This is a genomic window from Candidatus Margulisiibacteriota bacterium, assembly GCA_028706105.1.
Taxonomy (GTDB): domain Bacteria; phylum Margulisbacteria; class Riflemargulisbacteria; order GWF2-35-9; family DYQY01; genus DYQY01.
In genome coordinates this window covers 1-14094 of sequence record JAQWCF010000016.1, presented here as the reverse complement: position 1 = coordinate 14094, position 14094 = coordinate 1, and the positions used below count along the sequence as shown (strand labels likewise).

At 32.6% G+C, this 14094-nt stretch carries 15 protein-coding genes; 2 read left to right on the top strand and 13 right to left on the bottom strand.

The features are described 5' to 3' along the window. Window positions 1–39: 39 nt before the first annotated feature. The 7 genes from PHF25_02825 to PHF25_02795 all read right to left on the bottom strand — a co-directional run bounded on the left by PHF25_02825 (window position 40) and on the right by PHF25_02795 (window position 4486). The gene (locus tag PHF25_02825; protein MDD4526953.1) at window positions 40–957 is read right to left on the bottom strand and encodes a Fic family protein; all 918 of its coding nucleotides are present in this window, start codon (window positions 955–957) and stop codon (window positions 40–42) included. Window positions 958–1038: 81 nt separating this feature from the next. Further along, window positions 1039–1371: a TfoX/Sxy family protein gene (locus PHF25_02820; GenBank protein MDD4526952.1), complete on the bottom strand. Its 333-nt coding sequence runs from the start codon at window positions 1369–1371 to the stop codon at window positions 1039–1041. Between the two features lie 7 nt (window positions 1372–1378). Then, window positions 1379–2356 (bottom strand): N-acetyl-gamma-glutamyl-phosphate reductase, encoded by a 978-nt coding sequence (gene argC / locus PHF25_02815; GenBank protein MDD4526951.1) that lies wholly within the window; start codon window positions 2354–2356, stop codon window positions 1379–1381. 334 nt (window positions 2357–2690) lie between these two features. After that, window positions 2691–2963 carry a type II toxin-antitoxin system YafQ family toxin gene (locus PHF25_02810; GenBank protein MDD4526950.1) on the bottom strand — a complete coding sequence of 91 codons (273 nt, stop codon included), beginning with the start codon at window positions 2961–2963 and terminating at the stop codon, window positions 2691–2693. Continuing rightward, entirely contained in the window at window positions 2964–3245 is a 282-nt protein-coding gene (locus PHF25_02805; protein ID MDD4526949.1) for a type II toxin-antitoxin system RelB/DinJ family antitoxin, read from the bottom strand. A 444-nt stretch (window positions 3246–3689) separates the two neighbouring features. Further along, window positions 3690–3986 (bottom strand): GIY-YIG nuclease family protein, encoded by a 297-nt coding sequence (locus PHF25_02800; GenBank protein MDD4526948.1) that lies wholly within the window; start codon window positions 3984–3986, stop codon window positions 3690–3692. Beyond that, entirely contained in the window at window positions 3986–4486 is a 501-nt protein-coding gene (locus PHF25_02795; GenBank protein MDD4526947.1) for a hypothetical protein, read from the bottom strand. Before PHF25_02795 ends, PHF25_02800 begins: the two co-directional genes overlap by 1 nt. A gap of 431 nt (window positions 4487–4917) precedes the next feature. Between PHF25_02795 and PHF25_02790 the strand changes: the two genes are divergently transcribed. Together PHF25_02790 and PHF25_02785 are read left to right on the top strand one after the other, a co-directional pair. Beyond that, window positions 4918–5496: a LexA family transcriptional regulator gene (locus PHF25_02790; GenBank protein MDD4526946.1), complete on the top strand. Its 579-nt coding sequence runs from the start codon at window positions 4918–4920 to the stop codon at window positions 5494–5496. Beyond that, window positions 5489–6733 (top strand): DNA polymerase IV, encoded by a 1245-nt coding sequence (locus PHF25_02785; GenBank protein MDD4526945.1) that lies wholly within the window; start codon window positions 5489–5491, stop codon window positions 6731–6733. The genes PHF25_02790 and PHF25_02785 overlap by 8 nt, the downstream gene beginning before the upstream one ends. Window position 6734: 1 nt before the next feature. Here PHF25_02785 and PHF25_02780 read toward each other — a convergent pair whose 3' ends face one another. From PHF25_02780 to PHF25_02755, 6 genes are all read right to left on the bottom strand, one after another. Then, window positions 6735–7787: a Nif3-like dinuclear metal center hexameric protein gene (locus PHF25_02780; GenBank protein MDD4526944.1), complete on the bottom strand. Its 1053-nt coding sequence runs from the start codon at window positions 7785–7787 to the stop codon at window positions 6735–6737. Further along, window positions 7788–8714 carry a hypothetical protein gene (locus tag PHF25_02775; protein ID MDD4526943.1) on the bottom strand — a complete coding sequence of 309 codons (927 nt, stop codon included), beginning with the start codon at window positions 8712–8714 and terminating at the stop codon, window positions 7788–7790. A gap of 130 nt (window positions 8715–8844) precedes the next feature. Then, window positions 8845–9771, bottom strand: a complete 927-nt coding sequence (locus PHF25_02770) for an SDR family NAD(P)-dependent oxidoreductase (GenBank protein MDD4526942.1) — start codon at window positions 9769–9771, stop codon at window positions 8845–8847. Beyond that, entirely contained in the window at window positions 9764–10273 is a 510-nt protein-coding gene (locus PHF25_02765; protein MDD4526941.1) for a DJ-1/PfpI family protein, read from the bottom strand. Before PHF25_02765 ends, PHF25_02770 begins: the two co-directional genes overlap by 8 nt. Continuing rightward, complete coding sequence (locus PHF25_02760; GenBank protein ID MDD4526940.1) at window positions 10273–10995, bottom strand: DUF3307 domain-containing protein; 723 nt, start codon at window positions 10993–10995, stop codon at window positions 10273–10275. The genes PHF25_02765 and PHF25_02760 overlap by 1 nt, the downstream gene beginning before the upstream one ends. A 15-nt stretch (window positions 10996–11010) precedes the next feature. Further along, on the bottom strand, window positions 11011–14094 hold a 3084-nt coding region (locus PHF25_02755), incomplete at its 5' end, for a hypothetical protein (protein MDD4526939.1).

Below are 14094 nucleotides of genomic sequence, written 5' to 3'. Positions count from 1 at the left end.
TTATCTTATAGTATAGAATACTCACGGCAATAATCAAACTTATTTTATTATAATTATCTTTAATCCTACCAATAAACTTTCAATAATAAGTTCTACTAATAAGTAATATTCGTACTTAATCTGACTTTTTTCTAAACCCTCATAATACCGAATCTTCTTATCTTGCTCAACAATAGCAGGTGGATAGTTATTATTAAGAAGCATAGCTTGTAATAACAGTCTTCCAATTCTACCATTTCCATCACCAAACGGATGAATTTGTTCAAATCTACTATGAATCCCAGCACAGTGATTTAAAAAGTCATCAGGCTTCTTGTTAATATCAGAAACAAGTTCTTCAATTAATATTGGCACTTTCATATAATTAGCCGTAACAGTACGAGAACCAACAATTCTAACCGGATGGTTTCTATAACAACCAGCATCCTCTAAAATTCCATTCATTAATATAGCGTGCAACTTCAAGATAAACTTTTCATCTAAAGCAAACGTTTTATCGGATATCTGTTTTAATAAAAAATTCCAAGCTGTTTGGTGATTTTTTGCTTCTAATTGTTCAATTAAACTCTTATTTACTGTTTGGTTTTCAAACAAAACAACCTGAGTTTCCCTCATTGTAAGAGTACTACCTTCTATTTTATCTGTATGATAGGTAAGAGCTAACACTAAAGAATCTCTAATGTCTTTTTGTTTATTAATAACTCCTAAAAAATTATTCTTTCTTCTCGCGTCCTCAATTAAGTTTATTCTGGCATCATTTATAGATACAGATGAACTTTCTCCAAAAATATTTATATATTCTTCATGTATATATTTTTGTTTCGATTTACGTGGTACGGACTTACCATGCAACCAACTGTTCATCGTTGGAAAACTAACACCAAACTTATCAGCAAGCTGTTGCTGAGTTAGGCCTAGGTATTCTTGTAATAGTTTAAGTTTTTGTGAATAATTCATAATCGTCTATTATACCAAGCTTTATAAAGAATTGAAATATTAAAAACTTTATAAAGTTACAAGATTAGCTTTTCATAAAATCTAGTTTTTCTTTTTAGGTTTTTTGGGCTTAGGCAAAGGCAATTCGTTTGCCGTAATACGAACCAGCTCACTTAACCATTCCCTATCTTCTAATCTATCGCCTATCAAAAAATAATTTTTAGACCCAATATAAGGAGGTTCTTCTATTACTTCTTCCAAATACTCTCTTCCAGCCACAGTGGGCTTAATAAACAATTGATTATCACAAACAAGCGCTACGACTTTTTCATCACAATAAATAGCATATTCGCCAAACATCTTACGAAAAAAGACGTTGTTGGTATCAGCTAGCTGTTCTTCTAAATATTGAATAAAATCAGAATCAGTGACCATGAAAAAACTAAATTAACGATTCAGTTTCGTTAAAACCATACATGACATTCATATTCTGTATAGCCTGACCAGAGGCTCCTTTGGTAAGATTATCAATCACACTAACCATAATAAAGCTATTCTCTTTGGTGCCCTTATATAATTTAAATACACATTTATTAGTCCAAGCCACATCAGAGATTTTCGGATCGCCTTCTTTTAAAAATATAGCAAAGGGTTCGCCCTTATAAAAATTATCTAAAATAGTCTGAAGTTCTTCTAGTGAACTTTTAGATTTAAAATAAATCGTAGAAAGGATACCACGATCTATTGGTAATAAATGAGGAGTAAACTCGATTGTCGCATCTAAATAAGTTTCTATCTCTATCTGATGACGGTGACTACTTATTCCATATGCCTTAAAATCTTCTAATTCCACAAACTTCTTCATCTGTGCTTCAACTTTAACGCCTGCACCGGACACTCCACTCTTAGAATCTGAAATAATATCAAAAACTTTATCCTTAATAGGAAGCATTGGTAATAAGACGGAAGTCACATAACAACCCGGATTACCTATAAGGTTAGCCTTAGCAACCTCCTCACGATAAACCTCTGTTAATCCATACACTGCTTCTTTGCACAGCTCAGGATGAGAGTGTTTTGGGTACTTCTTTTCATATACTGATGGGTCAGCAAAACGAAAATCAGCACTAAGGTCTACAACTTTAATATTATTAGCTAATAGTTCAGCTGCAAACTGCATAGAAGTTCCATGCGGTGTTGCCAGAAAAACTAAATCAATTTTGAGTAATTTCATCTTTTCTACAGAATACTCTTCTAACACTAATTCGCTATCCAGTGTTGGGTATAAACTCTTTATAGAAATACCAGTTTGGCTAGTAGACGTAATACATACTACTTTCGCCTGCTTGTGTTTAGAAAGCAGTCTAATAAGCTCTGAACCTGTGTAACCTGTTGCTCCAACTATTGCGATGTTTTTCATGCTGTAGATTATATCACAGCCCCTAAATCCCCTAAAGGGGACTTCTTTATTAATAACTCAAAAAATCTTTCTTGTTAGCTAGGCTAACTTTCACCCTTCCAACTCAGCAACGCTGAGCCACCTTCCCTTAAAAAGGGAAGGATTATTTCAAAACCTCATTTCATTAAATCTTAGATATTCACTTCCGCACGGTCCCTTCAGTGCAATTAATGGAGTGAATAAATTCAAAAAATATATAAAGTCAGAATATCTACAATTTTATACTTGTGCGAGTGCTCCGGGACAAAAAACCCAACTAAACAAAAAAAAGTCTCCACTGGGTTATTCCTTTATGTTACTTAAATAAATCCGAATGCGTTCCAGTTCTTTCAAATATAATTGTTTGTTTATCTATTTTATATACTAATAGCCAATCTGGCTCTATATGACATTCTCTTCGTCCTTCAAAATCACCCATAAGTTTATGATCTTTGTGCTTTGTTTCTAAAAGTTCTTGATTTTGTAGTTGAGTAATAATTGTTTTTATTTTACTTACATTGCGCTTTCGTTTCTCAATCATAAACTTAAAGTCTTTCTTAAATTTTCCTGTAAAAAAAGGTTTTAACACTTATATTCCCATTTCTTCAAAAAACTCATCTACGCTATTATATTCAGTTAAGTCCTCTCCCTTATCGGTTCTCTCAAAAACTTCTAATGTTTCTTTGTTAGGTATTTTCACATCAAAAGGCAATCCTTTATTTAATAATATTTGTCTATAGAATAATGCGACTGCTTGAGTAGTTGTAAGTCCAAGAGCTTTTATAACCCTTTCAGCTTGAAACTTTAATTCTGGTTCAATTCTGGTTTTAATATAAGCATCTTTATGTTTTGTTTTTACTTTTGGACTCATATAAATCACTTCCTTTTAATATCATATTAATATAATACCACAAGTGTGGTATTTAAAACATTCTTTTATAGAAATATAACCTCTAGTTAGCAAGACTAACTTGGCTTTTTTAAAAGTAAATTTTTTGATTCTTTCACCTCTCCCAGCAGAAGAGGCCAAAAACTTCTAAAAAAATGAACTTACTGCTGACCCTCTCCAAAACCTCACCAGCTAAATTTACGTTCAACTTCATATTTATTTAATGTATAGCTACCTCTCCTGGCAGAGAGGTTTAGTTATTGTGTTTATTCTTGCTAAATTAGATTTGGAGAGGGTGACGGCAATATTCTTTGTGAGTAGTTCTTGATTACTTGCGTCGGGTGAGGGTAATGACGTCGAAATATCTACAATTTTATACTTGTGCTGAGCTTGTCGAAGTATTTGTGCGAGATGCTCTGGGACAATTTAAAATTCACACTTATATTTGGGCCATTGATTATATCCAAACTCAGGGTTATTAGATTTATACTGTAAAATTAATTCTACTTCTTTATTGTTTACTTCTTGGTTAGTAGCAATATTTGATTCCCAAAGAATTTCTTTTTTAATGATAAAATTCTTCCTATCTTCTCTGGTAAAATCTTTTTCTATTAATTCATCTGAGGCACTTCCAAAGTAATTAATGCTATCAGTTAAATCTTTTCCAATATAGATCTTATTATTTGGATATGTGATTTTGTATATTACTTTCCAACCTATCATTATTTATTAATCCTATTTGATTTATCTTTATTTGAATAGTATTCAAAATCAAAGTAATGTCGTTTATTAAGTTCCCAAATTTGTCCTATTATTCCTTTTTCACATTTATCAACTGGAATAGCTTTACTCCCATTTAATTCTTTTAAAGAACCAAAATATATTGAAAAAGACTTGTGGTCAAATTGTATAGCCATCCAATAAGCTGAAGCATTATATTTTTCTTCAGCAGACAGTGCATTATTATATGCTTTTGAGCCTAGATTGTATCTGGTATTGAGCTTGCCGTTTTTTTGATATTTATTTCTAGCTTTTACGCTTACTATATATTTTATTCCATCTTTTTCACATTCAATATCAGCAAATTTTTCGTTCATTAGATTGTCATTTAAATTTCTAATTCTGTCGAATTTCTTATCAACTAATGCCTTTATCGCAAATAGTTCACCCAATTCTCCAAGAGATTTTTTTCTAGCTGCTTCTTTTATGTTTTCTATGCCCATATTTATAAATTATCATTGTTTAAGCTTCATTGCAATTTTTCTATATTTATATTGAGTGCGGAATCTGAGCAAGATGACTTTGTAGTAATTTTAGGAGCATGCCCACATACGCATAAGAGCAAAATAATTTTCCAGACAGCCAATGGGTGCGATAAAAATTACCCAAAAGTCACGCAGTGAATTGGAGCACTCTTGATTTTTTGCTTCGGTTTTTATCAAGAAAAAATGAAGAATAAACACTTAACATAAAAGAATCTAAAAGTTCATTTTTAATAAAGCCAAGTTAGTGTAACTAACAGAATTAAGAGAATAGATTCCCGCCTACGCGGGAATGACACAACAGTCACAGAAATGACAATGACAAAATAAAACATAATAAAGAGATAAAAACGACTATTGACATACTTCTTGTACGTTTGTACAATAAACTTATGAACATCAAAAAAGCCCTAGAAAAATTAAAAGATTTCTACAAAAAAAACGATAGACTACCAAGCCTTGGTGAAATAGCTAAGCTATTTAATTATTCATCTCGTAATTCTGCAGTCTATTTAGTAAACAAATTAATCGAAAATAATATCATCGAAAAAGACCCCTCGACCGGCAAGCTACTCACAACCCCCCTCTTCCATAATAGAATTAAACTATTAGGATCTGTAGCTGCCGGTTTTCCGACTGCGGAAGAAGAAGAGCTACAAGGAACAATCTCCCTAGAAGAGTTTTTGATAGATAAACCAACCGCTACCTTTATGTTAGAAGTAAAAGGTGATTCTATGATAGAAGCAGGAATATTACCCAAAGACATGGTATTGGTAGAAAAAGGCCGTTTAGCAAAAAGTGGAGATATTGTAATAGCAGAAGTCGATGGTGAGTGGACGATGAAGTATCTTCGCAAATCTAAAGGCAAAACTTATCTACAAGCAGCTAATCCCAACTATCCAGACATCCATCCTGAAAAAACTCTCAATATTACTGGCGTTGTTATTAGCACCTGTCGAAAATATGGATAATAGACCCCTAAGTATTATTCATTGGCCACAAGCAATACTACATCTAGATGGTGACAGCTTCTTTGCCTCTGTAGAAAAAGCACTAAACCCTTTATTAAGAGATAAACCGGTCGTCACCGGTCAAGAACGCGGAATAGCCTCTTCCATGAGTTACGAAGCTAAAAAACTTGGGATAACCAGAGGTATGCCTATAAGTAAAATCAAAAGAGACTTTCCAGAATGCATAGTTGTTGCTGGCAATTACGAAGCATATTCCATGTTCGCAACAAAAATCTTCACCATCATGCGACGTTACACTCCAGCAGTTGAAGAATATTCTATAGACGAAGCCTTTGCGGACATAACCGGACTAAGAAAAATGCATAACTGTAGCTACAAAGAGATAGCCATCAAAATGCAAAAAGATATAATGGAAGAACTAAACATCTCTGTCTCGGTAGGAGTAAGCCTCTCTAAAACATTAGCTAAACTCTGCTCTAACTTTAGAAAACCTTTTGGCATAACCTGTGTAGACGGCACTAATATTCATATTTTATTACAAAAGACACCTATTGAAAAAGTATGGGGAATAGGAAAAAACACCGCCGCCTTCCTAAAAAAATTTGATTGCCATACAGCCTATGATTTTATTAAAAAAGATTACCTCTTTGTAAATAGCTATTTGGACAAAAAAGAACGAGAAATATATAACGAACTAAAAGGCGAACATCTATATAAAATTAAAACAGGAAGAAAGTCCACCTATCAAAGTATAAGTAAGGCTAAAACATTTACCCCTACCAAAGATAAAGAAACTATTCTCTCTCAACTATACAAAAACATCGAAGATGCTTGTGCTAAAAGTAGAAAATATAATCTTGCAGCCACGAAAATAACAATCATAACCAAAACACAGTTATTCTTTACTAATGGCCAAAAAATAACACTATCAAGTCCCTCCTCCTCTGCTAGCGAAATATATAAACTAATAGAACCAATTCTTCCTTCGCTGTTTGTAAACGGAACTATTTATCGTCAAACTGCTTGTGTATTATCAGACCTAACAGCCGACAGCAGTGCTCAGCTATCTCTTTTTGAAGATAATATAAAAATAGCCAAAATAGAAAAACTAAACAAAACAGTAGACAATTTGAACAAAAAATTTGGATACAGCACCATTCATCTAGCTAAAAGTTTAAAAGCAAGAAGTTTATATACCAGAGAATTCTCTATACCAAAACTAAATATATCTGTTTGAGCTAAATTACAAATTCTATTTCTGAAAACTTATCAGTCAAAATAGACTTCAAGTAATACATAGCTGGCATCTCGCTCTCATAATGACCAATGTCCAAAATAGAAAGGCCAAGCTCTTCAGCATCTACTGCAGTATGATAATCGATATCTCCTGTTATAAATAAATCTATATCCATAGCTGCAACTTTCGCCACTAAGCTTGCTCCACTACCACCACTAAACGCAATCCTTTTAACTTTTCGATCTAAACTAACATTGCCATATAAATGTCCATTAAAAACTGACAAAAAATCCTCAACTCTTTTTTCTTCATCTAAAACAACATAACGTCCAAGTCCAATGCTCTTATCTTTATTTTTTATTGAGAAAACATCATACGCAGGCTCTTCATAAGGATGAAACGATTTCATTGTAGACACCACTTTGTCCAAATCAGTATCTTTTACAATAGTTTCTATCTTGATTTCATCTACTTTTTCCAAGACCCCGTTTTGACCAATAAATGGACTCGCCTCACTATTTGGCAAAAAAGTTCCTTCACCTGATGTACTAAAAGAACAGTGCGAATAATTCCCAAGATTGCCTACATTTAACTCAAGAAATTTTCCTTTAAATTCTTCAAATTTATCCTTTGGAATATATGTTACTATTTTATACAAATCAGTAAACATTGGACTTAATACTTTTGTTTTGGTAAAACCATACTTCTCAGCTAAAACATCACTAACGCCATTAACATTAACATCAAAATTTGTATGTAAAGAGTATACACATATTTCATTTTTTAAAAGCAACTCAATATTTTTTCCCCAATATTTTGAGGTATCTATCATTGTTAATGGTTTAAAAATTAATGGATGATGCGTCACAATTAAGTCTACTTTTTCTGAAATAGCTTTCTCTATAATTGCAGAAGTAAGCGTAAGGCACAACAATGCTTTGGAGACTTCTCTATCTCTAGTTCCAATCTGAAGGCCACAATTGTCCCATTCAAAAGAAAACTTGCTTGGGTATTTTTCTTCTAAATAATTGACAATTGAAGACACTTTAAGCATTTACACTAATAGATTAGGGACGTTCTCTTCTCTAGCCCTTTTAGCGATCCCTTGTTTAATGTTTCTCAAAAAATCACCTTTAACTGCTGAAGTCGCTTGATTCAAAGTTTCCAGTTTTGCTTCTAACCTATACGTACCATGGTTCAACATAGATTCAGAAGTAAAAACATATTTGTATACATTATCTTTTTGTGGTGTGGATTTATATCTGTATGGTCTTACTGTTGTTTTAACAATCTCTTCTTTGTTATACAGTGAATTCAAAATCCTCTTACCGTGCTCAGTGATTTTGAACTTACATTCTTGCACTGAGTTACCTTTAGCCAGAACATTTACTATGTCCAAATAACTTAATGTTTTAAAGACAAATAAAAAAATGAATTGTTTATTATTAAACACTTCACCTTTAGAATAATAAAATTTTTCTGGATCATTATAGTCTCTAAAGAAAGCATACCTAGTTGTAAGCGTTTTATATAAATTATCAAAAGAAACAACCTCCTCATCACAAAAAGAATATAATGTATTAACGATAGACTTCCTCTTATTAGCAAGTTCAAAATCATTATTAGCAAAAGGAGTATTAAACACCAATGGCGACTTATAATATTCATTATAATCTCTAGTAAAAAATAAGAACTTAAATAGATTGTCAAATAAAAAATCATCATTTTTTATTCTATTTACTAAATCACGATTTACCTTCCAAGTTTGGTCTTCAACATATATAAATTTAGTAACCAGTAGAAATAACGAAATATAATTAGCAAAATCTTTTGGGAATTTATAGTCAGCAGCTAAGTTTTTCACGCGTGCTTTTAATGTTTTTCTTTTATTTGAGATGTCCATATCTTCTATGTCCACCGAAGACAAATAGTCCTCAACAAAACGAATTACATTGTTGTGATCTTTATAAGTAGCCTCCACCAGATTCCCCCCTTATTAGTTTATTGACTGAACCCCCGAATTATCAGTCAAAATAAACGCCCTGTATACAAGGGACTGCGTCTAGTTTACCATAAAAAATAAAAATGTCAAAATAATGTATACGTCGATATTATACGATACAAAGGGATGACAATCCCTGCTCTAAACTGTATCGAGGAAAGTACGAAAAATCATTCTTTATTCTACTAATATCAGCAACAGAAAACCTTATATCTCCATCACGAGGAGCAGCATATATTACATTAGTATTTTTTTTGTAAATGTTCTTCATAATAGATAAAAGTTCATTAATAGAGCTTTGTTTACCAGAGCCAACATTATATACAGAAAAGTCTTGATAGGACATTAACATCATAATATTCGCAGTTACAACATCCTTTATGTATACGAAATCTCTAGTCTGCTGTCCGTCTCCATAAATTACGATATCTTGACTGTTAGATATTCTATTCTTAAAAATTGAGATAACGCCTGAATAATCACTAGCAGGATTCTGTCTCTCACCATATACATTAAAATACCTTAAACCAAGAAACTGAGTGGAACCTTTTTCGCTGTATATTAAACCCATGTCCTCATTTATCATCTTATGCTCACCATAGGGACTCACCGGTCTAAGTTGCATAAATTCATTTTTGGGCAAAACAGGGTCATCTCCGTATACAGCAGCGGATGAAGCAAATATTACTTTATCTACATTTGTTATTACTGCATTTTTGAAAATATTTTCAGTCCCTAAAACATTTACAGAATGCGTGAATTCTTTCTCAAGGATTGACCTATTTACAGAAGCAATAGCTGCTTGATGAAAAATAACGTCAAATTTCTTTTCTTCAAATAATTTCGAAACTGCTTCTTCATCACGAATATCCATTTTTATAAACTCTATATTTTTTTTATCTATATGAGCCAAGTTGTTATGATTACCAGAAGAAAGGTCATCTATAACCGTGACTTTGTGGTCAAGCAATACAAGTTCCTCAACAATATGCGACCCAATAAACCCAGCGCCCCCTGTAACTAATATTTTATCCATTTAAATACTCCCTTACTTTTTTTGAAAAAGCTCCAGCAGAGGATGCTCCATCCGCCGTTATGATATTACCATCTATCTGAACATCTTTACCTGTATAATGTATTCCTTTAACTTGTTTTATTCTATCCGCCTCTCCTAGAAAAACAGTAACTTTTTTATTATCTAAAACTCCTGCTTCAGCTAAAATCAAAGGAGCCATACAAATAGCAGAAACTAGCTTATTCAATGAATAAAAAGCCCTAATTATTTCTTTTAAATTCTCGTTTTCTAGATAAGCATAACCACCAGGTCCACCAATCAACATCAAGCAGTCGAACTTTTCTGGAACAATTTCCTCTAAAAGATTTTCCACCATAAATGTTCCTTCCAGCTTACCTTTTGCCAACCCTCTTTGACTCGAAAAAACTTGGACATTAAAATCTTTAATCAGATCATTATAGGGAACAAAAAACTCTTCATCCCTAAAACCAGCAAACGCTATAACTATGGCGATTCTCTTCATTAAAAGCCCACTATCATATATTTTATAGGAAGAAACATAATTAAGAAAACAAATAAAGTTAATACTTCAATAACAAAACGTCTGCCATCATAAATTAGACGCTTTTTCAATACTTGTCTTACAAATAAACCCAGCAGAATTCCCAACCAAAAAAACTTACTCGCTAACAATAAAAAAATCATAACTCTAACAAACATGGAAAAATAATTATGCTTTAGCTTCTCAACCTGCAAATCCACCGTTCTATCATAATAATAAAGTACAACAGATATACCATAAGAAATATAAACAGAGAAACTCAACGTAAAAAACAAAAGAATCGCACTTTTAGTGGACAAAGCTAATGCTCCTTGAATCATTTCAAACAGAAAAGAGGAACCATTAATGTCCTGAAAAAAAAGAAACAATGAACAGAGAATTAGTACATGAATACTTTGGTCAGCATAAAAATGAATTAATTCTTTTTGAATAATATTTCTTTGAAAAAAAAGTTTTATTTTATCGATAAAATAATGACTCACTGAGACAAACCCAAGCCAAATAAAAAAATATAAATTATAGGACGATGGTAAACAAAACAAAAAAGACAACAGAAAAAAGGTCGCTACATGCAAATATAACCCAATCTTTGATTTTGTCTTTAACTTATAAACAAAATTAGTTTGTAAAACAAAATCAGACAATACATGAGCCAATAATAAACAAACAAACACCTTTAACATCACGGCCTCCTTTTGCTACTTTATCTCAAATACAAAATCAAAGTATTCCTCTGGCGCGAACAGTCTCCTCGCTCTTATGGTATATTTTCCCTTCATCGATGAGCAGGACACCAAATTTTCAGCTATTCCCTTTTCATTGGTTGTTGACCTTCTTTGATATTCAACTACCGCTCCTAAAGGCTTCTCCACAATCTCCCAAATAATAAAATCATTAATTACTTTTTCTTTTGTCTTTCTATATATCACATCCAAAACAATTGGAACGTCAACTCCATCATTTTCTAACTTATACTCACCAAAACCTTTTATTGGTCTAATCAAATTATCGCCATCAAATACTTTAACATAATAGACCAACTCATTTTCCAATAAATAAGAACTAACGACGACTCTATAATCACCTGGTATATCAAACATGTTTTCAAAAACAAAATCACTGTCGACGCTCACAACTCTATTAAACTTTATTTTTTTACCTGTTTTTGGAACTACACTTATCTCGACATCTATCTCGTTTTTTCTTTCAATCATAGCTACTTTTGGCTTAATAGAAAACTTAAAAAAGTCTAATTGGTCCACAAACAAAGAACGATATTCTTGATCATTTCTCTTAATTGAATAGATAGAAGCAGTTTGAGTAAAAAGATTAAAACGAACCGAGTCCTTTATCCAAGGGATCATTCTATTCTTGACGATAGAAATAGTGACTTCCTCTACATTTTGAGTAACATCTGGTGCGAGAGACAATTCAAGAACATTTTTTGGCTCAATAACAAAGTTAGACTTATATCTATTTTTTCCAACAGAAATATTCCCAACAACTACCCTGTCCTTATTATTGTAGACTTTTAAAATATGAGGCGTTTGACCTACATACAAAGCTAACTTCTTCGGATGATTAGTCTCTATTCCTTGATCATTAATAACAATAACATCCTCTGCCATCACATCAACTATTTTTGATTCTTTAGACAAAGATATCTGTTTATCTTTCTCCTTTTCAATTGGAATTCCTATAAAATTTAAACTCACTTCTTTGCCAATATCATAAAGAATATCTAAATTAAAAATTGCTGATGATTTAGAAGTAGGATCCAACGCTTTTACAACAAACTTTCGCTCATATGTTCTATTAATTTCAGGCAAAGAGGTTTTCCCTTCATTGTCTGTTCTGGTTGTTCTAGTATAAGTGATATTCTTGGCAATCTCATATATTTCCCACTCAATAACTACGCCTGGCATGGGGTTATTCAACCTGTCCACCAACATAACTTCACACAATCGCGCATTATCGCCAACCTTCACAATAATTTTTTCTGGTTGTAAGCTAATAAGTCTCAATAGTAAAAATTTATTAGAAACGCTTTCCTCTGCGTTTAATTTAATTTTCTCACTAACAACGTTGAGTTCAAATTCTACTTTTAATTTGTCTTGAAATTGTGGAAAAACAATTATCTTATACTTCCCAGGCTCAACAGGCGCAGAAAACTTTTGCTTAACAATACCATTATTGTCGCTTCTATTTATCTTCTCTAACACCACAAAGTCTTTCCCTTCTTTATTGTCCTGAGCTATTTGAAAAACAATTGGCATATCTTGGATAGGATTACCGTTTACGTCAAAAGCCTTTACAACATAAAAGTCTGGAATTTCTTGCCCTAATAGTACCCTCTGTTCATCTCCAGCTATCTTCTTCAATGTCTCAACAGACACACCAACTACTTTCACATAATAGGAAACATACTCCCATTTTTTATCTTTCTTATAATAAGCTTTAATTTCTTTTACTCCAGGATTCGAATCTGTTACATAATTAAAGGTTGAAATACCCTCAAAATTCGTTTCTCCCGTCTGAATGTATTGTCTTTTTTCGCCTTTAACATCAACAGAGTAAGACCATCTTATTTGCTCATTCGAAATAGGATTATCATATCTATCCTGTAATTTAATTGAGAAATCTTCACCAAAGGATACTCCTGGATTAACCATCTGATTATTTCCGGATAAAATGATAGCAGAATAAACATCTTCAGGAAAAACCTCTATTTGGACTGTCTGTCTAATCGCTTCATCTGCATCAGAATAAATAGCTAAGTTATATATGCCAGACTTTTCCGGCATAACAATATCAAAAGCAGCAACACCAGTTGCATCAGTGAAAGCATCAGCGCCAACGGATGAAGCGTCACTTCCGGTTGGATATAAATCTAAACTCAATTTAGCCTTTTCTACTAGGTTTCCAAAACGGTCTACTACTCTTGTTTTAAAGATACCTTTATTTTGACGACCCACAATATATTTTTTGTCTTTATCCTCTGAGCTTATTAAAATAATATTATTAACCTTAGATTCAACAACCTCAAATTGATAAAATGCTGTGTTAGAGTATTCCTCATCAGTGACATAAATATAATAGATACCCTTTTTATCTGGTGACTTAAAGGGAAGAGGCGTTAAGCCTTTTTCATTTACAGGAACTCTCTTATTAAAGTCATGACGTAACACCTTCTTGGAAGTATTAATGTCATAAATAAGAGTCCCTCTTGTTATTAAATTGTCATGTTTATCATAAAGCTGGGCACTTAATGTATCAATCTGCTTGAAAACTTGAACTTGCGGACTGTCTTTAGCAACTAGCCTTATCCTTGATGGTTTATCAGGCACGGCGTTAATTATAATATCTTTCTCTAAAGTATTAATCTTTGCAGTATAAATGTATTCACCTTTCAGGTTGCCAAGTACAGGATTAAATTCAGCCATCCCTTGTCTGTTTGTTTTTAACTGATATGTTTGTTCAATCTCTTTGCCAACATTAGCCCCAAGTGGTGCTTTTTTAAGCCTTACTGACAAGAAAATATCTACAACCGGTGAGGCATTATTATCCGCCACAAAAACCTGAATCCCTTTATTAAATTTGGTACCGACTACCCCTTCTATAAAATCATGGACAACAATATTAGAAATTTCCTCAGCAATAACATTAATTTTAACCCAAGTTATCCTAGGTTTGTCATCAACAAAATATTTACCTTTGAGATTTATGACATCTTTCTGGTCGCTGGCAACAAAATTAAAACTGACATAACCTTCTTTATCAGT

Bases quoted from the DNA above. Each gene is read 5' to 3' on its own strand.
- PHF25_02825 (MDD4526953.1), bottom strand. From the start codon at position 957: ATGAATTATTCACAAAAACTTAAACTATTACAAGAATACCTAGGCCTA.
- PHF25_02820 (MDD4526952.1), bottom strand. From the start codon at position 1,371: ATGGTCACTGATTCTGATTTTATTCAATATTTAGAAGAACAGCTAGCT.
- argC (MDD4526951.1), bottom strand. From the start codon at position 2,356: ATGAAAAACATCGCAATAGTTGGAGCAACAGGTTACACAGGTTCAGAG.
- PHF25_02805 (MDD4526949.1), bottom strand. From the start codon at position 3,245: ATGAGTCCAAAAGTAAAAACAAAACATAAAGATGCTTATATTAAAACC.
- PHF25_02800 (MDD4526948.1), bottom strand. From the start codon at position 3,986: ATGATAGGTTGGAAAGTAATATACAAAATCACATATCCAAATAATAAG.
- PHF25_02795 (MDD4526947.1), bottom strand. From the start codon at position 4,486: ATGGGCATAGAAAACATAAAAGAAGCAGCTAGAAAAAAATCTCTTGGA.
- PHF25_02790 (MDD4526946.1), top strand. From the start codon at position 4,918: ATGAACATCAAAAAAGCCCTAGAAAAATTAAAAGATTTCTACAAAAAA.
- PHF25_02785 (MDD4526945.1), top strand. From the start codon at position 5,489: ATGGATAATAGACCCCTAAGTATTATTCATTGGCCACAAGCAATACTA.
- PHF25_02780 (MDD4526944.1), bottom strand. From the start codon at position 7,787: ATGCTTAAAGTGTCTTCAATTGTCAATTATTTAGAAGAAAAATACCCA.
- PHF25_02770 (MDD4526942.1), bottom strand. From the start codon at position 9,771: ATGGATAAAATATTAGTTACAGGGGGCGCTGGGTTTATTGGGTCGCAT.
- PHF25_02765 (MDD4526941.1), bottom strand. From the start codon at position 10,273: ATGAAGAGAATCGCCATAGTTATAGCGTTTGCTGGTTTTAGGGATGAA.
- PHF25_02760 (MDD4526940.1), bottom strand. From the start codon at position 10,995: ATGTTAAAGGTGTTTGTTTGTTTATTATTGGCTCATGTATTGTCTGAT.